The organism is Flavobacteriales bacterium (assembly GCA_016779995.1).
Taxonomy (GTDB): domain Bacteria; phylum Bacteroidota; class Bacteroidia; order Flavobacteriales; family UBA7312; genus UBA8444.
Window position 1 is genome coordinate 104162 of record JADHMO010000002.1, and the last position, 24399, is coordinate 128560.

Consider the following 24399-nt stretch of genomic DNA (forward strand, 5'->3'; position numbering starts at 1 on the left):
AAATAGGTCAATTTTTAAGTACTTTCGAAGCGTGAATTCTAAAAAGAGAATACTTGTTGCCCCATTAGATTGGGGCTTGGGACATGCCAGCCGATGCGTTGCTATTGCTAAGACTTTAGAAAAAGAAGGTTATGAAGTTGTGTTTGCTGCTAGTGGAAGACCTTTAGAACTGCTTATTCAAGAATTTCCAAAAAATGATTTCATTAAGCTAGAGGGTTATAATATTAGTTACCCTAAAAATGGACAAATGGCACTGAGTATGCTTAGTCAATTGTTTAAAATTTGGAAAGGCATTCGCCTAGAACACAAACAATTGCAACAAATTATTGAGGATTACAACATTGACGGCGTCATTTCGGATAACCGTTATGGCTTGTATTCCAAAAAAGTGCCTTGCGTATTTGTGACACATCAACTGCAAATACAATCGCCCATATTTTCTGAAAGCTTACAAAAGATTAACTTCAACTACATTCAAAAATTTGATGAGTGTTGGGTGCCCGACTCAGACACGCATCTGTTGAGTGGTCAACTTTCAACAGCTAACAATAGCCCTTTCAAATGTCAATATATCGGTGCTTTATCCCGTTTTGAGAAGCTAGAAAAAACAGAACATTTAGATGTTCTAGCCATTGTATCTGGTCCAGAACCTCAACGTAGTATGTTTGAGGAATTACTTAAAAAACAGTTAATCGCATCTAAGCTTAAAGCGGTATTAGTTTTAGGCAAAACAGAAGAAAACAAGGAAGAAGAAATAGGAAACTTAAAGGTGGTTAGCCACCTCAACGCCAAGTCACTGAATCAGCAAATGGTCAATGCTAATGTTGTCATTAGTCGCTCGGGTTATTCTACAGTGATGGACATTGCCAAATTGCATAAAAAAGCCATTTTTGTACCAACCCCAGGACAAACAGAACAGCTTTATTTAGCCAAATACTTTTACGATAAAAATAGGGCTTTTGCTATGCATCAAAAGGATTTGGATATTCAACATGCCTTGCAAAAAGTGGAGCATATATCCCCATTAGAAAGTGACGATTACCAAGTCAATTGGCAAGAATTGCTAAGCCTTTTTTAGAGTAAATGAAAAGGTAGTTCCTACATTTTCAGTACTTCTGACATTGATGGTCTGTCGGTGCGCTTCTAAAATGTGCTTAACAATAGACAAGCCTAAGCCTGTGCCACCTGCATTTCTAGAACGGGACTTATCGACTCTATAAAATCGTTCAAACAATCGAGGCAAGTGTTGTGCTGGAATACCTGCACCATCATCAGCAATTTCTACTAATAAGTTATCGCCCATTTCAAAAAGACGCACTTTAGTGTGCCCACCTTCTTTACCGTACTTAATGGAGTTTTCAATAAGGTTAATAAGTACTTGTGAAATTTTATCTCTATCTGCCTTAACAAAATTATTTGTTGACTGATTGTTGATACTTAAGCTAACGCTTCTCTTTTTAGCTTTCATCTCTAAAATATCAAATAGCTCTTGTATATGTTCAACGATATCCCAACGGGTAAACTCTAGTTCAAGTTGATTGGATTCAATTTTAGAAATCATTTCCAAATCCTCTACAATATTTATCATTCTGTCTACACTTTTACTTGAGCGTTGAAGGTATTGCATATTGACATTTTCGTCTCGGATAGCACCGTCTATTAGTGTGTGTATATAACCTTGTATATTGAAAATAGGTGTCTTTAGTTCGTGGGAAACATTTCCCAAAAACTCCCTACGAAAAGACTCCATACTTTTCAGTTCTTCTATTTCTCTTTGACGTTCATTAATCAATTGGTCCACATCTTCGTCTACCTTGTCCAAATCTGACTCAACATCATCACTAACACCTCTTTGTCGAGTCAGGGTTTTGTATATAACCTTAACTCTTTCGTGTACGTATTGCTTTAAAAAATAATACGAAATCAGGTAAACAGAAAGGAGTAATGAAACTGAAATTACTGCAATTTGCCAAGGCTGTATGTTGTTTTCAAACCATATACATATCAGAGCAAATAATATAAAAACGGGCACTGCTAGAGCAAGTGTCAGTGCAATTGCAATTTTTTTAGGCGTTGTCCATTGCATCAATATTCGAATTTATAGCCAACACCCTTTACGGTTTTGACATAGTGGTCAGCTAATTTTTCTCGCAATTTACGAATATGTACGTCAATAGTTCTATCACCTACTACAATGTCCATTCCCCATACTTTTTCAAGAATTTCTTCTCTAGTAAATACTTTGCCGGGCTTGGAAATCAATAACTTCAAAAGTTTAAATTCTTTTTTAGCAAAAATGACTTCTTGACCTTTGTAAGTAGTCAAATGTTTTTCTTTGTCAATGACAATATCTCCCAATTCAATAATGGAATTATTGTCTTGAGAAATACCTCGGCGTTTAAGTAATGCTTTTACCCTGCTTACTAGTACTTTAGGTCGGATTGGTTTGGTAATGTAGTCATCTGCACCAGCTTCAAAACCTGCTATTTGAGAATAGTCTTCTGAACGTGCCGTTAGAAAAGTAACAACTGTTTCTTTCAATGAGGGTATTTCTCTGATTTTTTCACAGGTAGTAATACCGTCCATATCTGGCATTTGAACATCTAGAATTATAAGGGAAGGTTGTTGTTGTTTTGCTAATTCAATGGCCAAGACACCATTATTGGCAACGATAACATCATAACCTTCAGCACGTAAGTTATAACTTAGAAACTCTAGAATATCTTCCTCGTCATCAACAACCAGAATTTTTATATTATCGTTCATACATATCCAAATTTAATTTGTACAAAAATATCATATAAAGCCATTCATTTGAGTAATTTACAATTTTTTAACATAGACTTAATATAAGACTAGTTAATGTAAACTTATATTTGCCCCAACAAAATAATAACCAATAATTTAAAATGAAAAAAATCTTAAACGTATTAGCCTTTACATTTATAGGCTTAACTGCAATGGCTCAAGGTCAGCCAAGTGCAAAAGTATTTTCTAATTTCAACTACAATCTTTCTGATGAAGATAATAACTTCAAAGCATTTGAAGTTAACAGAGCTTACTTAGGATATAGCTATGCATTAAGTGATGAATTCACTACAAAAATCACTTTCGATGTTGGCAACAACAGTGCAGGAAGCCAATACACTGCATTCCTAAAAATTGCTTCTGTAAGCTGGAAAGCTAATGACAATATGAATATCAATTTTGGTATGATTGGCACTAAGAATTTCAAATTTATGGAAAAAACTTGGGGGCACAGATACATTTATAAGTCTTTACAAGACAAACATAAATGGGCTAGTTCGGCTGATGCTGGTGTTTCTGTTGATTACCAATTCAATGATAAATTAAGTGTTGATGCTCAGGTTCTTAATGGCGAAGGTTATAAAAAAGAACAAGAAGCCAATGGTTTGTTCAGAGGTAGTGTTGGCTTAACTTACGACGCTTCGGAAAATGTAGTAGTACGAGTAATAAGAGATGTTGTGCCAAGAGAATCTTATGGTGACAACGATGCCCACCAAAGTACAACTAGTGCTGCATTAGCATACAAAGGAGATGGCTTTAGCTTAGGTGCTGAATACAACCTTCAAGAAAATGCTAAAAATGTATTGGATCAAGAGCGTACAGGTATTTCTGCTTATGGTAGCTATAACTTAAATGATGGTATGTCATTGTTTGCCAGATACGATGAGTTAAGTTCAGAAAATGACTGGAACTTATCTAAAGACGGTACATTTATGATTGTCGGTGTACAAAAGCAAATGGTAAAGGGTTTAAAAGTAGCCTTAAACTACCAAAGCTGGACTGCAGCAACTGAAAATGCTGAAGCTGAAAGTTCAGTATTCATGAATTTGGAGTTTAAGTTTTAAACTTTTCTTTTAGTAAAATTTAAAAGCGAGGCTAAGTCCTCGCTTTTTTTATTTACCATAATTGGCAAGCCCACAATTAACACTTTTTACAATTCCTTAACATTAGAGTTTTAGATTTTACAAATACTTAATATGAGCATAAGCTTTACTTTCAATTGACCGTATATGTTTGTACCATAATTTAAAACTATAAACACAATATGAAAACATTAGGAAAATTAATCTTAGGTATCGCAACAATTGCTCTTACTGCATGTGGAGGTGGCGAACAAAAATCCAATCAATCAGAACTTAGTGGAGCTATAAAAATTGATGGCTCAAGTACTGTCTATCCAATTACTGAAGCCGTAGCTGAAGAATTTAGAGTGATTCAACCTGCTGTGAATGTTACTGTTGGTGTTTCTGGAACTGGTGGTGGTTTTAAAAAGTTTATGAGAGGAGAGATAGACATCAACGATGCTTCTCGACCTATCAAAGCTAAAGAAGCTACAGCCTGTGAAGAAATCGGTATCGGATACCAAGAATTGAGTGTTGCTTATGATGGTTTAGCAGTACTAATCAATCCTGAAAATGATTGGGTTGATTATTTAACTGTTGAAGAGTTGAAAAAAATATGGATACCTGAGGCACAAGGAAAAGTAATGTACTGGAGTGATGTCAGAGAAGGCTGGCCTAAAGAAGAACTTCACCTTTTTGGACCTGGTGTGGCATCAGGTACATACGACTATTTTGCCGAAGCTATTTGCGGTAAAAAAGTAGGAACACGAGGAGATTATACTGCCTCAGAAGATGACCATGTACTAGTTCAAGGTATAGCGACAGACAAAAATGCTTTAGGGTTTTTTGGATTGGCATACTATGAAGAAAATAAAGACAAACTAAAATTGGTAGGTGTAGATAATGGAAATGGTGTAGTTATGCCATCTTTAGAAACGGTTGGAGATGGATCGTATGCTCCCCTTTCAAGACCAATCTTTATATATGTAAGTAGTCTAGCTGTTCAAAAAGAAGAAGTTAAAGAATTTGTTTCATTCTATCTTGAAAGTGCTTCATCTTTAGTTTCAGAAGTAGGATACATTCCTCTTCCTGACACTGAGTACGCTAAAGAAATTGAAAAATTCAACGCCTTTGTAAAATAAAAAGCAATTTTTCATAGTAATAAAACTTTTTTTCATTGTGTAAAAGGTTAATTACTATTCATATCCAAGCAACCTAGGTTGCTTGGATAATTAAATAAAAATGAATAGAAAAGCAAAAGAAAATATCGTTGAGTTCCTACTCAAAAGTAGTGCAGCAATTACCATACTCACTACATTAGGAATTATTTGGGTTCTCTTGTCGGAGAGCTTTACTTTTTTTGAGGAAGTTTCAATAGTAGATTTTCTTACTGACGACCAATGGACACCCTTATTTGCTAACAAGCATTTTGGGATTATGCCACTTATTTCTGGTACATTGTTGACTACATTTATTGCTGTTTCTGTTGCCCTACCTGTTGGACTTACTATAGCTGTATATCTTAGCGAATATGCCCCTAAAAAATTTAGAAAAACCGTAAAGCCTTTACTTGAAGTTTTAGCCGCAGTGCCAACGGTTGTTTACGGGTTTTTTGCTCTAATGGTAGTGACTCCTTTTCTACAAAAGCTAATTCCTGAAATGGCTGGTTTCAACGCTTTGTCAGCAGGTATTGTAATGGGAATAATGATTATTCCTTTTGTTAGTTCGCTTAGTGAAGATGCTCTTCAAGCGGTACCAAAATCTTTAAGAAATGCCTCCTACGGACTGGGTTCTACACGCTTTCAGACAGCTTTCAAAGTTATGGTACCTGCTGCTTCATCAGGTATCATTGTATCTGTGATATTAGCCTTTTCAAGAGCTATTGGCGAAACTATGATTGTTGCCATAGCAGCAGGTCAACAACCAAGATTAACAGCCAACCCTTTAGTTCCTATTGAAACTATTACAGCATACATCGTTCAAGTCAGTTTAGGCGATGTCCCTCATGGCTCATTGGAATATCGAACAATATTTGCTGCTGGTATGACCTTATTTGTTTTCACATTTATTTTAAATAATATCAGTTTTTGGATAAGAAAGAAATTTAGAGAACAATATGACTAATTCAAGAAAAAATAGAATCAAAGACAAGGTGTTTGAGTACGTCGGAATTGTATGTACCTTTTTAGGACTTGTGATTTTAGCCATATTTATTGGCAATATATTAGTCGATGGTCTTGGAAGAATCGATTGGGATTTTATGAAAAGTTTACCCTCAAGAAAAGCAGAAAAAGCAGGTATATATACAGCATGGACAGGCTCATTATGGATTTTAGGATTTACTACTCTTATTGCTTTTCCACTAGCAGTAGCAGCAGGAGTTTATCTAGAAGAATATGGTAAAAAGAGTCGATTAGCCTCGTTACTTGAAGTTAATATATCCAACTTAGCTGGTGTACCATCTATCATTTACGGACTACTTGGTCTTGAAATATTTGTCCGAGTTTTCAAGATGGGGAATAGTGTTTTGGCTGGTGCCTTCACATTAGCTCTTCTTATTTTACCTATCATCATAGTAGCTACAAGAGAAGCTATCAGAGCAGTACCTCAAAGTATTCGAGCTGCATCTTTTGGTTTAGGTGCAACAAAATGGCAAACGATATGGCATCAGGTTTTGCCAAGTGCTATGGGTGGAATCCTAACGGGCGTCATATTAGCTATTTCTAGAGCTGTTGGCGAAACGGCTCCTTTAATTGTAGTTGGCGCATTGGCTTATGTGCCATTTACACCAAGTTCTCCTATGGACGAATTTACGGTAATGCCTATTCAAATATTTAATTGGGTATCTAGGCCTCAGCACGGTTTTATCATCAATGCCGCCGCCGCTATAATCATACTACTAATCATTACATTTATTATGAACGGACTGGCCGTTTATCTTAGAAATAAATGGGAAAAGAAAATCAGTTGGTAATGACAACAAAAAAAGAATACATTTTAGAAACTAAAGCACTTGATGTTTTTTATGGCGAAATGCAAGCCCTCAAAAATATCAATATGCATATTGAAAAAAATAAGGTTACTGCTTTTATTGGTCCTTCAGGATGTGGGAAATCTACCTTTCTTAGAGTCTTTAACAGAATGAATGACTACATCGAATCGTACAGAATGGAAGGTGAAGTGTTTATGCAAGGAGACAACATCTATGGCAAAAACATAAAAGTAGATGAATTGAGAAAAAATATTGGAATGGTATTTCAAAAACCAAATCCATTTCCTAAAAGCATCTATGACAATGTTACCTACGGCTTAGTCATTCAAGGTATTAAAGACAAAGCCTTTTTGAAAGAACGAGTAGAAAAATCTCTAAAACAAGCTGCTCTTTGGGATGAAGTCAAAGACGATTTGAAAAAATCTGCTTTGGCACTTTCAGGTGGTCAGCAACAGCGTTTGTGTATTGCACGAGCTTTGGCTGTAGAGCCATCTGTCTTGTTGATGGACGAACCTACTTCTGCCCTAGACCCAATATCAACAGCAAAAGTGGAAGAATTAATCCACGAACTGAAGGAAAAATACAGTATCGTTATAGTCACTCACAATATGCAACAAGCCAGTAGAGTAAGTGATAATACAGCCTTTTTCTATATGGGAGATTTGATAGAATTTGGCAAAACTGAAGAAATTTTTAGAAACCCTCAAAAAGAACGTACCCAAAACTACATTACAGGTAGATTTGGATAATCCCTATTTATTATGACACAATTAGAGCAAGAAATTAATGAACTAAGAAAGGAACTGTTTAATATGTTTTTGGCAGTAAACAACCAATTGCTAAAAAGTGAAAAAGCACTTTTAGAGTTTGATAAAGATTTGGCAGCAGAAATAACAAATGCTGAAAAAAGAATCAATTCTCTAGAATTGAAAATTGATAGAGATTGTGAAAATATACTGGCTTTGTATTCTCCAGTTGCTGTAGATTTACGCTTTGTTCTTTCGGTCTACAAGATCAATCATGAATTGGAACGAATAGCAGATATCGCTGATGGTATAGCCAATTATGTGAATAATGTAAAAGCACCATTTCCAAAGAAGGCCATCAAGAATATTAAAATTGAAGAAATGTTCTCTCAATGCCAAGCTATGATGGACAATGTTATTGAAGCTTTTGAAAAAGAAGATACCAAAATAGCACGTAGAGTTTTCAAACAAGACGAATTATTAAACACTATTAACTCAGATTGTAGTAATGCTATTATAGAAAACTACGATGAGAAAAATGCAGAAGCATTATTTTATCTTTTATCATGTGTAAGAAAATTAGAAAGAGCTGGAGACTTAACAAAAAATATTGCTGAAGAGCTTATTTTTTCTATAGAATCCAAAGTCATAAAGCACCGAAAAAATAAGCGATAAAAAATCGCTTAACAATTTCTTAACATTAGATTTACTTTCAATTAACTTGGAGTGTGGTTTGTTTGTGTTCATTTGTATAATAATATTAACACAATGATTATGGAAACTACTCAAAACAAATTTGACATTAGCAAAGTATTATACGTTGTTATTATGGTAGCAGTATATACTATAGCTGTACTCTAGTCAATATCTTCAATAACATATTTTTTTTCTATGAAAAAATTAATGTCTAAGTTCAGTTACCCAACTAACTTATGGATTCATAAAGGTGAGAGAAATTTTCTTTCTTTCATAGTTATCGCATTTATACTTGCTATGTTCGTTACACCATATCCTCAATTAGGGATGTGGGTAGGTTTTATTTTTGCGGCTTATGCTGCTGTTGCCAACGACAGTATCCAAACTCTAGGAACGTTCATAGCATCAAATCAAGATAAAAAATGGTGGGTACTATGGATATTTATTGGTGGTATATTTTTATTTACCGTCGGTTACTCATGGTATAACTTTGCTGGTGATGTTAGTCATGGGCGACTCATGGCTAAAGGTTTTGATAAAAGTCCTACCAATTTTCACTTTCTGCAAATAGCTGCCCCAATATTTTTATTAATTCTTACTCGTTTAAGAATGCCTGTTTCTACGACATTCATTCTACTTACTTCATTTGCTGCTGCACCAGCCGCAGTTGGTAAAGTACTTGCTAAGAGTATGAGTGGATATGTTTTAGCCTTTTTTATGGGTTTCATTATTTTTATGCTCATCTCCAAATGGGCTAAGAAAAAATTTGTTGGAGAAGCCAAATTTGGTTGGACTATAGCACAATGGATTACTAGTGGTACATTATGGTCAGTATGGCTCATGCAAGATGCCGCAAATATTGCCGTTTACTTACCAAGAAGTTTAAGCTTCATGCAGTTTATGGGTTTCGCTGGGGTTGTGTTTATCGGCTTAGGCTTACTACTTTTTTACAAAGGTGGAAGAATACAAAAAATTGTTACAGAGAAATCAGTAGTTACCGATGTACGTTTCGCTACAATAATTGACTTTATTTATTGCATCATATTGTTTTATTTCAAACTCTATTCTCAAGTACCAATGAGCACAACATGGGTATTTATCGGTCTTTTAGGAGGCCGTGAAGTGGCTATGGCAATAAGAAATTCTGGAGAAAATAGCACAGCTACAGCTTTTAAATTATTAGTTAAAGATTTCTCATATGCACTCATAGGTCTTATTATTTCTATCGCAATTGCTATAGGTGTAAACGACCAACTTACGTTCAGCTCTATGTTAACAGAAATACCTAAAGAGTTTGTTTCAGGATTAGCAAAGTTCTTTGGTAAGTTAGGGTTTTAACAAGCACATATTTTAGTTACAAAAAGCTCCTTTCGAAAGGAGCTTTTTTTTTACCTTAGTACTATGCATTGGGTTTTTGATAACAACATCTCTTTCGAAGAAAAAGCACTACAAGTTTTTAGACTTCAAGCCGAAGAATGTTTACTTTATAAACACTATTTGGACCTTTTAAAAATTGATATTGATAAGATTAACTCCATTCAAAAAATACCTTTTTTACCCATAGAGTTTTTTAAATCTAATACCATATTGTCAAAGAATAAAACTGCACAAATAACATTTAGCAGTAGTGGCACAACAGGTCAACAACGCAGTGAACATCATATCGCTGAACTGTCTATATATGAAGATAGCTTCAGACTTGGTTTCGACTATTTCTATGGCAATCCTAAAGACTATCGCATTTTTGCACTACTACCCTCATACCTTGAAAGAGAAGGCTCATCATTAGTTTATATGTGCAACCAACTCATAAAAGATAGTCAGCACCCACAAAGTGGGTTTTACCTCAACAACCTCAAAGATTTATCAGAAATTTTATCTCAAACTAGTGATAGGAAAACATTACTCATAGGTGTCAGTTATGCACTATTAGACCTTGCCGAACAATTTCCTCAACACTTGAACAATACTATTGTAATGGAGACGGGAGGCATGAAAGGTAAACGCCAAGAAATGATAAAAAGTGAATTGCATCAAAAGCTAAAAACCTCTTTTCAACTACAGCAAATACACTCCGAATATGGTATGACTGAATTGCTTTCTCAGGCTTACTCTAAAGGAAATGGAATCTTTGAAAACCCTCCTTGGATGAAGGTATTAATTAGAGATACTGAAGATCCCTTTCAAATTGTTTCTCACCACCAAACAGGTGGACTTAATATCATTGACTTAGCCAACATTAACTCATGTTCATTTATTGCAACTCAAGATTTGGGGAAATCACTAGATGATACTAACTTTGAACTCAAAGGTCGTTTTGACCAAGCAGACCTTAGAGGCTGTAACTTATTGCTAGAAGAAAATGATTATACGAAAAGCTAAAAAAAATGAACTCGATGACATAATGCAAGTCTATAAATCTTGTGTAAGCGGCATGATTGCCCTAGGGATAGACCAATGGGACGAAAGCTACCCCAATCGAGAAGTCATTGAACAAGATTTAGAAATTGGCGACTATTATGTAGGGCTTATTGATAAGGAAATTGTTGCAGGTATAAAGATTGATTCTGTTCAAGACCCTACTTATCTTACGATAGATTGGGCAGACAAAACCAATAATTTCATGGTTGTACATAGGCTTTGTTCTAAAACCAAAGTATGGAGTCAAGGTGTTGGCAAAAAAATGATGGACTTTGCTGAAAGTTTAGCAAAAAAGAACAATTGTGTGTCAATGCGATTGGATACCTACATCAACAACCCTAAAGCCATAGCGTTTTATAAACGTATAGGATATAATCAACTTGGAGATATCAAACTCAAACCTCATAAAGATATTTATTACTGTTTTGAAAAGGTTTTTTAAATCGTTAAATTTGCTGTTGATTTAACTCCCTTTAAGCAAATGAAATCAAAACTTATTTTTATATTCTTTACATTTTTATACCATTTTCATAGTGCACAAAACCTTGTGCCAGATTCTAGTTTTGAAGATTACGAATCATGCCAAACAAATCTGAGCCAATTTGACCTGCTAAACCAATGGTATAATCCAACACCAGGTGATCAAAATGCGGCTACTCCAGATTATTTTAATAGTTGTTCTAATTCTATTTATTGGGGGACAACTAATACATTAGGTAGTCAAACTCCTAGAACAGGAGCAGGAATGGCAGGCATTTTATTTGCAGATGCATTTGATAGTGAAACCAATACCGAATTTATTTCAGTACAGCTTAACGAAGAATTAGATTCGGGGCAAATATATGAAATGGGATTTTGGGCAAGTCACGCCGATTTAGTAGGCTTTTTTGCTAAACCAGTTGGGTTATATGTCTCTGACACTATGATCATTTTTCCTGAGCCATCGCCTGAAAATAATTATAATAATGGTGCTGAATTCAATTATGACCCTCAAGTAGAACATGATGAATATATCACTGAACACGATGACTGGGTAGAAGTTAAAGGATGTTTTACAGCAACAGGAGGAGAAAATTTTTTAACTATTGGAGCATTTCACCCTACTCAATTTCAAACTATACCAAATCCTGATGGATACGCTTCATACCAAATGTCTTACCTATACATAGACGATGTGTTTCTCAGGGCATATAACAATTCAACACCTTTTTCGATAGGTAACGATACAATTATTTGTCCAGGAGATTCTATTGTGTTAGAATTTGATGAATCATTACGATTTCAAGATTCTATTAATACAAATCGATTTGTTATTAATGGAGCAGGAACCTATTGGGGAGGAAACAGTTGCTATGGATACGATACTATTGTCGTGTCAACAGTCAATCAACTTAGTATAGAACTCCCTGATGACACAACATTATGTTTTGGCGAAACAATAGATATTGATATTAATACAGACAATCAAATTATTTGGTCAAATGGTTCGACAAACCCATCTCTATCCATTTCCGACGAAGGAATATATTGGGCAGAAATATACAATCAATGCTATTCAGCTAGAGATAGTATAGAAGTAAATTATATGCCTGAAGTTATATCTCCATTAGGCAACGACACTATTATTTGCCAAGGCGAATCTATTGTATTAAATCCCAATCTGAGTCCCATTATATGGAATGATAGTTCTACTTTACCTACACTTACAGTCAAAGAAAGTGGAATATATTGGTTTGAGTCGGGCAGATGCTATAAAGACACCATAAACATTTCTGTTATGGATAAAATACAAATCGATTTAGGTAATGATACAGCAATATGTCTAGGTACATCAATCAAATTGGATGTAGAGTCGCCTAATATTACTAAGTATTTATGGCAAGACAATTATAACGGAAGTGCCTATATTGTTACTATCGAAGGAGAATATTGGGTTGTAGTTGAAAATCTATGTGATAAAACTTCAGATAGTATAAAAGTAGATGTCATTCCAAATTTACCGGACATTCATTTAGGAAATGATTTTACGTATTGCAAAGACTCTACCTATTCTTTAAATTTTGATTTTCCTAACAACCAATACTTTAGCTATAGGTGGTCTGACAACACAACAAGTTCAACCAAATCTATAACAGAACCAGGGTATTATAAATTAGAAGTCGAAAGCGAATGTAATAAACTATCATCTGACATACTAATTTCTCAAAAATGTTATTGTGATATATACATAGCAGATTCTTTTTCCCCAAATGGAGATTTAAAAAACGATAACTTCTCAATATTTAGTTCGTGTGAATTCGAATACTACCATTTGCAAATATTTAATCGATGGGGGCAACTTATTTTTGAATCGAATGAATTAAAAAATAGTTGGAATGGCAAATTCAAAAATGAGTACGTGCAATCAGGTGTTTACACTTATAAATTGACCTATCTTTTTGAACTTCCTAAAAATCATATTAATCGACTTAAAGTTGAAAAAGGCATAATTAATCTGCTAAAATGATTTAGAAAAAATAAATTTTTATGATAAGAATAGCAAAACATTATAATTTGATAATTATTATAATGGCATTCTTATGTTTCAGTCAAATTAAAGGACAAAACCTTATCCCCAATCCTAGCTTTGAAGAATTTGACACTTCCTTTGTCCTTCCTGGTCCTTATTATTTAAATCAATCCTTTGGAATATATGATGATTGGAAAAGTATCAATACTGCCGACTTCTACTATACCGAAAACTATTGGATTTTCGATAATATGTCTCCTTCTCTATTTGACAGTCTGACTACTTTTATCTATGTTGGAGCGGACTCTTGCTTTTTATGTGTACCACAAAATAATTTTGGATACAGAACAGCAAGAACAGGCAACGGATATACAGGCATAAGAGCATATAGTGGCGCATATGGACATAATTATAAAGAGTATATCAAAGTAGAGTTTACAGAACCACTTATTCAAGACAAACTTTATCATCTTTCATTTTACGTTTGTCCATCAGCACAAAATCCTTTTTTTTTGAACTCACTAGGTGCTTTTGTTAGCGATGTTGAGTTATACAATTATCTTTCCTCAAGTGTTTCTGCTCAAATATTAACCAATCAGACTCTTTCAAATACCTCAGAATGGGTAGAAGTAAAAGGAGTTTTTAGAGCAAATGGTGGAGAAAGTTATATTACCATTGGTAATTTTGATACTGATACAGTATTCGATGACCCTTTCTTTAATGTACCACTCAGTTGTTTATACTACTTTCTTGAAGATGTTTCAGTATATCCATATTCCAACCTACAAGACACAAGTATATGTCAAGGAGATACTATTATCCTTAAACCTTTGCGACAAGAAAACGCCAATTGTTTGTGGCAAGATGGCTCAACAGATAGTATTTTTTACGCTTATGAAGAGGGAACTTATTGGATGAAGCAAAGCTATTACATAGCAGAAACCTCAACCATGGCGTACCACTATGACACCATCATTGTAAATTATAAACAAGTTGATAGCTTATTGACTACTAATTTAGGTAATGATACTAGCATTTGCACTGGTGAAACTATAACCCTAAACACAACAAATACGGATGTAAATTATTTATGGAGTAATGGTAGTAATGGGAATCAACTCACAACTGGACAAGCTGGGGTTATCTGGTTAAAAGAATTCAACGAATGTTTATCCACTAGTGACACGATACATTTAAATCTAATTGCACCGCTAACTCTTGACTTAGGTTCAGACACTAGCTTTTGTAGTGGAGATACGATGGTCATAATACCAACAATTAATACCGATGAAATTCAATACTTATGGCACAATGGCTCTGTTTCTGAAACATTTACAGCCAGTGAAGAAGGTATGTATTGGCTACAAATAAAAAACCACTGTGAAGTTATAGCTGATACTATTCAGATAAATCATTTTGATTCGATATATGTTGACTTGGGTCAAGACACTACTATCTGTTTTAATACGTCACATACCTTGAGAGTGATTAGTCCTAATGTAAATATTCTTTGGAGTGATGGCAGTAAAGGAAGCAGTCTAGATGTCAACGAAGCAGGCTTATATCATGTAAGGATAAGCAACCAATGTAAAATTCTTAGAGATAGTATTGAAATTAGTGTATATCCTCGCTTACAATTAAACTTAGGAGAAGACATCGAATTATGCGAAGATGATACCATAGGCTTTGAGGTTCATTTTGATGTTAGTAATGAAAATGCAAAATATTTGTGGCAAGATGGCAACAACAAAGCTAACTACACCATTAACAAACTCGGCAATTATTGGGTAGAAGTATCTTCATCGTGCGAAAAATTGAAAGATGACTTAATCGTTAAATACTTTTGCCGTTGTGAACTTTTCTTTCCCAATTGTTTTACTCCAAATCAAGATGAAATAAATGACCGTTTTCTTAGCCTACAAAATTGTGACTATTTAAACTATCACCTTCAAATTTTTGATAGATGGGGCGAACGCATTTATGAAACTTTCGATAATAAAATTGGTTGGGATGGAAAATATAAAGGTCAAATTTGCCCTATTGGAGTATATTCATACAAAGTCAACTATCAATTTCTAGAAAGTAATGTAATAGGACGAAAAACAGGCAACTTTATTTTGGCAAAATAATTATGCCACACTTATTAAATAGTAATTCTTTTTTCCTTTTTGAATAAGTAAATACTTATTTGAAATCAATTCGTCTGAAGATAGTTGCTTATCAGCAGAAATTTTTGTTTTATTGATACTGACAGCACTACTCTGAATCATTCTTCTAGCTTCTCCTTTAGAGGCAAACACTTGAGTTTTTTCAGCCAAAAAGTCAAAAATATCGGTTTCTAAATCCGAGGCACTGACTTCAAATTGTGGGACACCATCAAAAACAGAAAGAAATGTATCTTCATCTAAAGACATTAAATCTTCAGAAGTAGATTTACCAAATAAAATATTGGAAGCTGTAACTGCTGCTTTTAAATCATCTTCTGAATGCACACGTTTAGTAATGTCTTCAGCTAAGGTTTTTTGGAGTAATCTTTGGTGTGGTGCTTCATCGTGCTGTTGTTCAAGCTGCTCTATTTCTTCTTTTGTCATTAGCGTAAAAATACGAATGTAGTTTTTAACATCTTCATCAGAAGAATTTAACCAAAATTGGTAAAACTTATAAGGCGATGTTAGTCGTTTATCTAGCCATACATTTCCTTCTTCAGTCTTTCCAAATTTTCCCCCATCAGCTTTTTTTAATAGTGGCGTAGTAACAGCAAAGGCTTCGCCACCATCTTTTCGTCTTATGAACTCTGTTCCCGTAGTGATGTTGCCCCACTGGTCTGAACCCCCTAATTGTATTTTACAATTTTTATTTTTGAATAACCAATAAAAGTCATAGCCTTGAACCAATTGATAACTAAATTCGGTAAAGCTCATACCCGTTTCCAGACGAGATTTTACGGAATCTTTAGCTAGCATATAGTTGATAGAGATATGCTTACCAGCTTCTCTTATAAAGTCTAAAAAACTAAAGTCTTTAAACCAATCGTAATTATTGACGATTTCAGCAGAATTTTCACCACAATCGAAGTCCAAAAATCGTTCCATTTGTTTCTGAACAGATGTTAAATTATGTTGTAAAACTTCTTCTGAAAGCATATTTCTTTCCTTTGACTTACCTGAGGGGTCACCAACCATACCCGTTGCTCCTCCCATCAATGCTATGGGCTTATGACCACAACGTTGAAGATGAACCAAAATCATAATCTGAACTAATGAACCAATGTGTAAAGAGTCTGCGGTAGGGTCAAAACCAATATAAGCAGTTGTCATTTCTTTTTGTAATTGCTCCTCAGTACCCGGCATGATATCATGAATCATACCTCTCCATTTTAATTCTTCTACAAAGTTCATTTTTGTTATTTCTTTAAGGCAAATATAAATATATGTAAAACAATGGGGCTATTTTTTGTCTACCTTTGTTCTCGATGATATTTTTAACAGGTGGAACGGGTTTAGTTGGGGCACATATACTCCTAAAATTGACCGAAAATGGGCAAAAAGTCAAGGCTTTGAAAAGAAAAGAAAGTTCCTTAACTGTCATTGAAAATATCTTTTCTCATTACAATAAAGTAGATTTATTACAATCCATAGAATGGATAGATGGCGATTTATTGGACCTATTTTCCTTAGAAGAAGGTATAAAAGATTGTCAAACAGTCATACATTGTGCGGCTATTGTTTCATTCAACCCAAAAGATTTTGAAAAAATGATGAGTCAAAATGTGGAGGGCACTGCAAATATTGTTAATCTATGCCTAGAACATAACATCCAAAAGTTAGGCTATATCAGTTCTATTGCTACTCTAGGCAGTGTCGAAGAAAATAAAGTTAGAACAGAAGATGATTATTGGAAAGAAAGTAAATCAAATACACAATACGCCATAAGCAAATATTTGTCTGAGCAAGAGGTTTGGCGTGGTATAGAAGAAGGATTGAATTCAGTTATTGTCAATCCATCGGTCATTTTAGGACCTGGAGACTGGACAAAAGGAAGCTCTCAAATGTTTGAAAAAGTATGGAGTGGTTTAAAATTTTATAGCACCGGAAGTACTGGTTATGTCGATGTTTTAGATGTGGCTGAATGCCTAATTAAATTGTTAAATAGCGATATCAAAAACGAACGATTCATAATTAATGCTGGACAGATGAAGTATAGGGAAGTTTTCGATACAATAGCAGAAACCCTTAATAAACCAAAACCCCATATTAAAGTTACACCTTTTTTAAAGGAAGTCGCTTGGCGAGTAGAATGGCTGAAGTCTATAATTACCAACAAAAGTCCATTAGTCACTAAAGAAACAGCAAATACGGCTATGAAAAACAAAAGTTTTTCAAACCAAAAAATTGTAGATGCCTTGGATTATGAATTCATCCCTATCGAAGATAGTATCAAGCGATATAGTCAATGGTTTTTAGAAGAACACACTAATTCTTAGATTTCTCCTCTAAAAGTTGTAATTCTTGTAATACCTTGTCAAAAATCACTAACAATTCTTCGTTGGCATGGGTGGTATAATAATTCCAACTCTTATCAAATTCATCTTTAGAATAACCTAAAGAAAGGTAACAGTCTGACATTAATGAATCTATATGAAATTTTGAAAAATCACCTTGATATTGAAAGGTGTTTAACTCCGATACAATAAGTTGCCTTTGGGTTAAAATTGTAACCATATCATCAGAAGATATGACGTCTGTTCTTTTTAGATTTGAACCGCCAGAACAGGATTGAATTACCACAATAAAAATTATTAACAAGGTATTTTTCATTTTTCAAAGGTAATGAAGTAATTTGATACGCTAATAAGAGTATATTTGTAAATTATTTAATTAAAAAAAACACACACAATGAAAAATTTAGTTTATGTTTCGGCAATTGCTTTTATGGGCTTAGTAGCTTGTGGTGCTCCTGCTGACCAAAAAGAAGCTGCTACTGAAGAAGTTGTTGACACTATGGAAGTTAGCGTAGAAACAGTAGAAATGGACTCTACTGCTTCTGAAATGGACTCTACTGCTACCGAAGAGGAAGTGACTGAGTAATCCGTTTCACACCAAAAAATTAAAGGGGCTTAGGCCCCTTTTTTTATCTATCAAAAGTTAATCGATGACCCTTTTGGGATTCATCAAAAATTCCATTTTTATAAGCCAAATGACCATTAACCAAAGTGTGTGTTACTTTTGACTGAAAGGTAATTCCCTCAAATGGAGACCAAGCGCATTTGTACAAAATATTATCTTTATTGACTTCCCAAGGGTTGTCAATTTCAAAAAGTACTAAATCTGCTGCATATCCCTCTCTGATAAATCCTCTGTTTTCAACTTGGAAACAAATAGCAGGGGCATGACACATTTTCTCGACTATTTTCTCTAACCTTATTTTACCTTGATGATAAAGCTCTAGCATCACCACTAAGGCATGTTGTACAAGAGGGCCGCCAGAGGGAGCGTTGAAGTAAGTATTGTTCTTTTCTTCCAAAGTATGAGGGGCGTGATCAGTAGCTATTACATCAATCCTATCATCCAACAAGGCTTGAAAAACAGCCTCTTTATCAGCTTTACTCTTTACCGCAGGATTCCACTTTATAAGAGTTCCTTTATCAGCATATTGGCTGTCATCAAACCATAAATGATGGATGCACGCCTCAGCAGTTATCCGTTTTTCTTCTAATGGAATATCATTTCTAAACAATTCCATTTCTTTAGCAGTAGATAAGTGAAAAACATGTAATCTGGTATCGTGTTTTTTAGCTAATTCAATAGCCATTGATGAGGATTTATAACACGCTTCATCGCTTCTTATCTTTGGGTGCATTTCGATAGGCACATCTTCACCGTAAATGGATTTATAATGAGCTGTATTCTGTTGTATCGTAGCTTCATCTTCGCAGTGTACAGCAATCAACATTTTTGATTTTTCAAAAATGTTTTCTAATACGCTTTTGTCATCAACGAGCATATTACCTGTTGAAGAACCCATAAATATTTTGATTGCACCAACATTTTTTGGGTCTGTCTTTAGAACTTCTTCCAAATTATCATTAGAAGCTCCCATAAAAAAGGAGTAGTTAGCTAATGATACTTCTTTGGCTCTTTGGTATTTCTGCTCCAAAAGCTCCTGAGTAAGAGTTTGAGGTTTGGTGTTTGGCATTTCCATAAATGAAGTAATACCTCCTGCTACTGCAGCTTTGGACTCGGTATATAAGTCTGCTTTGTGAGTCAATCCAGGCTCTCTAAAGTGAACTTGGTCATCAATAATACCAGGTATTAAATACTTTCCTTCAGCATCAATATTTTCATCTGCTTGAACGTCTAATGAATGTCCAATTTGAGCAATTAAACCGTTTTGAATGAACACATCTGCAAGAAAAATTTTCCCTTCATTGATTATATGGGCATTGCGAATTAAAGTGCTATTCATATAAAGGCTTTTGTTTGAATTTAGTAAATAGACTAGAAATTTTCATTTGAATAACACCAATAAATGCTTCAAAGAAAATTGAGGTATCCATTTTAGAATTACCTTCTTTTCTGTCGGTAAAAATCACCGGAACTTCAACAATATCAAAATTAGACTTCCATGTCTTGAATTTCATTTCAATTTGAAAGGCATAACCTACGAATTTGATTTTATCGAGGTTTATGGTTTCTAAAACGTGGCGTCTGTAACAGATAAAACCTGCTGTTGAATCATTAATGGGAAGACCAGTTATAAACTTGACATATTTAGAAGCAAAAAATGACATTAACAATCGACTCATAGGCCAATTCACGATATTGACTCCGTTGGTGTAACGCGAACCTATAGCTAAGTCCTTGCCGTCATTTTTACAAGCGGAATATAATCGTAATAAATCGTCTGGGTCATGCGAAAAGTCAGCATCCATTTCAAATACAAAATCATAATCTCTATTCAACACCCATTTAAATCCGTGGATGTATGCTGTACCTAGCCCTAATTTACCCTGACGTTCTTCAATAAAGAGTCCATTAAATTCCTGTTGTAGACCTTTAATAATATCTGCTGTACCATCAGGCGAACCATCGTCTATAATCAAAACGTCGAAAGGAAGACTTAGCGAAAAAACTTTTCGAATTATTCGTTCAATGTTTTCTTTCTCATTGTAGGTGGGTATTATGACTAAACTATCAGACATTGAGTGATTTCTATTTTGTAAATATATACAATTTGTAAGTTAAAATTTATTCAATGATAACGTAAAATTATAGTTCGCAATATGAAAAAAATGATAATTTTATAATTGCATTGAATTTCTTCTTAAAATAATGGAAATTTAAACTAAATTTGAAGCACTTAACAAAATACCCACATTTATGAAATCAATTTTATCTTTTATTTTAACATTATCTTCTTTTAGCCTTATAGCACAAGATTGCTCTGAGCTTTTCTTTTCAGAATATGTTGAAGGAAGTTCTCAAAACAAAGCTCTTGAAGTCTACAACCCTACAAGTCAAACTATTGATCTAAGTGCCTACGTTATTCATCGATATTCAAACGGAAATAGTAATCCTGAAGGTGATGGATTAACATTAAATGGAAGCTTAGAACCATATCAAACATTTATTGTAACTAATGGTGAAACCGTTGATGATGGATTTGGTTTAATTGATCCAGCACTTTATGATCTTGCAGATCAAGTTTGTCCTCCTGAATATCCAAATCCGTTATCCATGAATGGAAATGATGCTATAACTCTTTCAAAAAATGGTGCTATAGTTGATATTATCGGAAAACTTGGCGAAAACCCAGGTGGTGGTTGGACTGATGATGCTACTGCTGGATTTACTGATGCCAATGGTGGCGCATGGTGGACTAAAAACCATACGCTCGTAAGAAAAGCAAGTATTAAATTAGGTGTAACAACTAACCCCGTTCTATTTAACCCAACTGCTGAATGGGATTCATTATCCATTGACACATGGACAAACCTTGGCACTCATGAATGTGATTGTTATTCTGGAAGTCCTTCTTCTATTGAAGACAAATCAACTTCTTTTGTTCTCTATCCTAATCCAGCGACAAACATGCAAACTATTAATGTAAGTGCTAACAAAGCCATTAAATCTTTTGAATTGATTAACGCTCTTGGACAAAAAGTTAATTTAAATTACACTCATTCAAATTCACAAGCTTATATCCACACTCACAATATAAATAGTGGTATTTATAGTTTGACTATAATATTTGAAGACAATAGCATCAAGAATAGCTCAATTGTCATAAACTAAAACTTCTAATTTAAAGTGCTGATAGAAATCTATCAGCACTTTTTTTTATTTATTATTCAATGAAACTTCAACTGATCTTATTGTTCTTTTTAGCATCAACAGTAGGTGCTTTGGCGCAAACGCGTGTGAGTGGAACCATAACTGATAATACTACCAACGACCCTTTGTTTGGAGCAACAATAGCCTACGATGGAAAAGGAATTATTAGTGACTTTGATGGAAATTTTGCCTTTGTGACTAGTAAAGAATCTATAGAGGTGACATTTTCCTATGTAGGCTACGAAAAAGTAATAAAAAAACTAACCCTTAACGGTAAGCCCATTAAGTTAGATATCAAATTGAATACTATTCTTTTAAATGAAGTACAAGTTGTTGCAGATGTGGCTATTGATAGAAAAACACCTGTAGCTTTTTCTACTATTCCACTAAAAAAGATTAACGAAGAATTAGCTTCACAAGACATTCCAATGGTGCTAAACTCTACGCCTGGCGTTTATGCCACTCAACAAGGTGGTGGCGATGGTGATGCACGAATAACAATCAGAGGGTTTAACCAACGTAATGTAGCGGTAATGATTGATGGTATTCCCGTTAACGATATGGAAAACGGCTGGGTGTATTGGTCCAATTGGTTTGGCTTAGATGCCGTTACCAGTAATATACAAGTACAGCGAGGTCTTGGAGCATCTAAAATAGCTATTCCATCAGTTGGTGGTACTATGAACTTACTTACTAAAGGTATTGATAGCAGAAAAGGTGGAAGTTTCAAACAAGAAGTAGACTCTTATGGAAAATTAAGAACGTCTATAGGCTACAATTCAGGCAAATTGAAAAACGGCTGGGGATTCACCTTTGCAGGTTCGTATAAAAGAGGTCGTGGTTTTGTGGAAGAGACATTTAGCGAAGGCTTTTTCTATTATGCCAAAGTACAAAAGAGCTTAGGAAAGCATACACTCAGCTTGTCAGCACTTGGCGCACCTCAACAACACGGACAACGCTCCTACAAAAGTGATATCGCAACCTATTCTAGCGAATATGCCAATGATTTAGGCATCAATGATACTTTGTTTGGAGAATATTCAGACAAAGGCATTAACTATAATAAGCATTGGGGAAACTTAAACCGATGGGAACTTAACTCCAATGGGGATACTGTTTCTAATTTAGAAACCTTAAATTCGAAGAAAAATTACTACCACAAACCTCAATTTTCTCTACGTGATTTTTGGGCAGTTAACGACAAACTATACATCTCAAATATTGCTTATGTATCAATAGGTCAAGGTGGAGGTACTAATCTAAGTAGCAACACCAATAATCTAGACTCATTGGGGCAATACAATTTTCAAGATGCTTACGATTTCAATAGAAATAATATAAATCCATTATATAATTCAACAGAAAAAGCCTCAGACACCTATCTGTATAGTTCTAGAAATAATCATTATTGGTATGGTGCTTTATCTACTGCAAATTATCAGCTTAATAAGTTATTCACTTTATCAGGGGGTATCGATTTACGTTATTATAAAGGTGAACATTACAGAGAAGTTTATGATTTATTAGGTGGTGACTATGCTATTGACGAAGGCAACAATTTACTTCAAGAAAGTCAAATTAAAAGAGTTGGCGATAGAGTTGGCTATCACAATGATGGTGTTGTTAAATGGTCAGGGTTATTTTCTCAGCTAGAATATAGCGATGATAAGTTAAGTGCATTTTTAAACATTTCAGGCTCAAATTCGGCAAACAAAAGAATTGACTATTTCAAAAAGAAAGACCTCGTATTAGATGACACAACCTACGTAGAGGCTTTAGGAACTTCTGTCTTTACTGAAATAGTATATGACGAAAATGGCAATATTGTTGGTGCTGTAAAAACTATGCAAGAAGATACTATTGTTCACAATGGTGTAGCATATACTATGAACTCGCCTGAGGCAAGACAGCAAGAAACATCATGGAAGTGGATAAGAGGCAAAACAATTAAGCTAGGAGCGAATTATAACATAGACTTTAATAACAACGTCTTTTTCAATATTGGTTACATTTCCAAAGCTCCTCGTTTTAATAATATTTACGATTACTCCAACAACTTGTATCGTGATATAGAAAACGAAATTGTAAAAGCTGTAGAAGGAGGATATTCTTTCCGTTCTCGATCTTTTTCTGCCAATGTCAATGGATATTTTACACAATGGGAAAATAAACCGTCTAATGGTGGGGTTACCATAATGCTTGATGATGAGCCTATTAGAGCTAACATCAATGGTATGGATGCATTACACAAAGGTATTGAAATGGATTTTGCTTATAAACTTAACGACAAAATCACACTAGAAGGGCTAATGTCCTTAGGAGATTGGACATGGCAATCTAAAGATAGTGTTCGTTTTTATGATGATAATAACAATGCTATTATTGATGATTTTGGAAATGAAGTGGTCGAATCATTTGATGCTGTAGGAGTGCATGTAGGTGATGCTGCACAAACACAGTTTGGAATGAGCCTACGTTATGAACCACTAGATCACATCTACTTAAAAGTTAGAGGAACATATTTTGACGATTACTACTCTGACTTCGACCCACTTTCTTTAGATGGTGAAAATGCAGGGCGAGAATCATGGAAAATACCAGCTTACTCTTTGGTAGATTTTCATGCTGGTTACACCCTAAAATTGAATAAAAAAAGCAAAATCAACTTTCGTTTAAGTGTTCTTAACGCCCTTAACGAAGTGTATATTTCAGATGCTCAAAACAACGACTCATACAATGCAGAATACGCTGAATTTGATGCCAAGTCTGCTGGCGTATTCTTTGGAATGGGCAGAAGAATTAATTTATCAGCAAAATTGACTTTCTAACTTAA

At 34.5% G+C, this 24399-nt stretch carries 22 protein-coding genes; 16 read left to right on the forward strand and 6 right to left on the reverse strand.

Annotated elements, in window-relative coordinates; translation table 11 throughout:
* The first annotated feature begins 31 nt into the window (after nt 1–31).
* Nucleotides 32–1078: a glycosyltransferase gene (locus ISP71_02360; protein MBL6662923.1), complete on the forward strand. Its 1047-nt coding sequence runs from the start codon at nt 32–34 to the stop codon at nt 1076–1078.
* Here ISP71_02360 and ISP71_02365 read toward each other — a convergent pair.
* Complete coding sequence (locus ISP71_02365; protein MBL6662924.1) at nt 1064–2086, reverse strand: sensor histidine kinase; 1023 nt, start codon at nt 2084–2086, stop codon at nt 1064–1066. The two genes, ISP71_02360 and ISP71_02365, sit on opposite strands and share 15 nt — an antisense overlap.
* Nucleotides 2086–2766 carry a response regulator transcription factor gene (locus tag ISP71_02370; protein ID MBL6662925.1) on the reverse strand — a complete coding sequence of 227 codons (681 nt, stop codon included), beginning with the start codon at nt 2764–2766 and terminating at the stop codon, nt 2086–2088. The genes ISP71_02365 and ISP71_02370 overlap by 1 nt, the downstream gene beginning before the upstream one ends.
* Before the next feature lie 143 nt (nt 2767–2909).
* On the opposite strand from ISP71_02370, the gene ISP71_02375 reads away from it, so the two are divergent.
* The 11 genes from ISP71_02375 to ISP71_02425 all read left to right on the forward strand — a co-directional run bounded on the left by ISP71_02375 (nt 2910) and on the right by ISP71_02425 (nt 15362).
* Nucleotides 2910–3872 (forward strand): hypothetical protein, encoded by a 963-nt coding sequence (locus ISP71_02375; protein ID MBL6662926.1) that lies wholly within the window; start codon nt 2910–2912, stop codon nt 3870–3872.
* A gap of 200 nt (nt 3873–4072) precedes the next feature.
* Complete coding sequence (locus ISP71_02380) at nt 4073–5011, forward strand: PstS family phosphate ABC transporter substrate-binding protein (protein ID MBL6662927.1); 939 nt, start codon at nt 4073–4075, stop codon at nt 5009–5011.
* A 100-nt stretch (nt 5012–5111) separates the two neighbouring features.
* Entirely contained in the window at nt 5112–5993 is an 882-nt protein-coding gene (gene pstC / locus ISP71_02385) for a phosphate ABC transporter permease subunit PstC (GenBank protein MBL6662928.1), read from the forward strand.
* Nucleotides 5986–6843: a phosphate ABC transporter permease PstA gene (pstA, locus tag ISP71_02390; protein ID MBL6662929.1), complete on the forward strand. Its 858-nt coding sequence runs from the start codon at nt 5986–5988 to the stop codon at nt 6841–6843. The genes pstC and pstA overlap by 8 nt, the downstream gene beginning before the upstream one ends.
* Complete coding sequence (locus tag ISP71_02395) at nt 6843–7610, forward strand: phosphate ABC transporter ATP-binding protein (GenBank protein ID MBL6662930.1); 768 nt, start codon at nt 6843–6845, stop codon at nt 7608–7610. The genes pstA and ISP71_02395 overlap by 1 nt, the downstream gene beginning before the upstream one ends.
* Nucleotides 7611–7622: 12 nt before the next feature.
* Complete coding sequence (gene phoU, locus ISP71_02400; protein ID MBL6662931.1) at nt 7623–8282, forward strand: phosphate signaling complex protein PhoU; 660 nt, start codon at nt 7623–7625, stop codon at nt 8280–8282.
* 216 nt (nt 8283–8498) lie between these two features.
* The gene (locus ISP71_02405) at nt 8499–9641 is read left to right on the forward strand and encodes a hypothetical protein (protein MBL6662932.1); all 1143 of its coding nucleotides are present in this window, start codon (nt 8499–8501) and stop codon (nt 9639–9641) included.
* A 63-nt stretch (nt 9642–9704) separates the two neighbouring features.
* Nucleotides 9705–10685 carry an acyl transferase gene (locus tag ISP71_02410; GenBank protein ID MBL6662933.1) on the forward strand — a complete coding sequence of 327 codons (981 nt, stop codon included), beginning with the start codon at nt 9705–9707 and terminating at the stop codon, nt 10683–10685.
* Nucleotides 10666–11166 carry a GNAT family N-acetyltransferase gene (locus ISP71_02415; protein MBL6662934.1) on the forward strand — a complete coding sequence of 167 codons (501 nt, stop codon included), beginning with the start codon at nt 10666–10668 and terminating at the stop codon, nt 11164–11166. The genes ISP71_02410 and ISP71_02415 overlap by 20 nt, the downstream gene beginning before the upstream one ends.
* A 39-nt stretch (nt 11167–11205) precedes the next feature.
* Nucleotides 11206–13230, forward strand: a complete 2025-nt coding sequence (locus tag ISP71_02420) for a gliding motility-associated C-terminal domain-containing protein (protein MBL6662935.1) — start codon at nt 11206–11208, stop codon at nt 13228–13230.
* Nucleotides 13231–13250: 20 nt separating this feature from the next.
* Nucleotides 13251–15362, forward strand: coding sequence for a gliding motility-associated C-terminal domain-containing protein (locus tag ISP71_02425; GenBank protein MBL6662936.1), 2112 nt, complete (start codon nt 13251–13253; stop codon nt 15360–15362).
* Here ISP71_02425 and ISP71_02430 read toward each other — a convergent pair whose 3' ends face one another.
* Nucleotides 15363–16631: a tyrosine--tRNA ligase gene (locus ISP71_02430; protein MBL6662937.1), complete on the reverse strand. Its 1269-nt coding sequence runs from the start codon at nt 16629–16631 to the stop codon at nt 15363–15365.
* A gap of 74 nt (nt 16632–16705) precedes the next feature.
* Here ISP71_02430 and ISP71_02435 point away from each other — a divergent pair, with 74 nt between their 5' ends.
* A complete protein-coding gene (locus ISP71_02435; protein MBL6662938.1) occupies nt 16706–17716 on the forward strand; it encodes an NAD-dependent epimerase/dehydratase family protein in 1011 nt (336 codons plus the stop codon).
* Here the strand turns inward: ISP71_02435 and ISP71_02440 are convergent.
* On the reverse strand, nt 17706–18050 hold the full coding sequence (locus ISP71_02440; protein MBL6662939.1) for a DUF4296 domain-containing protein: 345 nt from the start codon (nt 18048–18050) through the stop codon (nt 17706–17708). The two genes, ISP71_02435 and ISP71_02440, sit on opposite strands and share 11 nt — an antisense overlap.
* A gap of 78 nt (nt 18051–18128) precedes the next feature.
* Here ISP71_02440 and ISP71_02445 point away from each other — a divergent pair, with 78 nt between their 5' ends.
* Nucleotides 18129–18320 (forward strand): hypothetical protein, encoded by a 192-nt coding sequence (locus ISP71_02445; protein ID MBL6662940.1) that lies wholly within the window; start codon nt 18129–18131, stop codon nt 18318–18320.
* 43 nt (nt 18321–18363) lie between these two features.
* On the opposite strand, the gene ISP71_02450 is transcribed toward ISP71_02445, so the two are convergent.
* The gene (locus ISP71_02450; protein MBL6662941.1) at nt 18364–19698 is read right to left on the reverse strand and encodes a dihydroorotase; all 1335 of its coding nucleotides are present in this window, start codon (nt 19696–19698) and stop codon (nt 18364–18366) included.
* Complete coding sequence (locus ISP71_02455) at nt 19691–20434, reverse strand: polyprenol monophosphomannose synthase (GenBank protein ID MBL6662942.1); 744 nt, start codon at nt 20432–20434, stop codon at nt 19691–19693. The genes ISP71_02450 and ISP71_02455 overlap by 8 nt, the downstream gene beginning before the upstream one ends.
* A 178-nt stretch (nt 20435–20612) precedes the next feature.
* Here ISP71_02455 and ISP71_02460 point away from each other — a divergent pair, with 178 nt between their 5' ends.
* Complete coding sequence (locus tag ISP71_02460) at nt 20613–21527, forward strand: lamin tail domain-containing protein (GenBank protein MBL6662943.1); 915 nt, start codon at nt 20613–20615, stop codon at nt 21525–21527.
* Between the two features lie 59 nt (nt 21528–21586).
* Complete coding sequence (locus tag ISP71_02465) at nt 21587–24394, forward strand: TonB-dependent receptor (protein MBL6662944.1); 2808 nt, start codon at nt 21587–21589, stop codon at nt 24392–24394.
* The last annotated feature ends 5 nt before the right edge of the window (nt 24395–24399 follow it).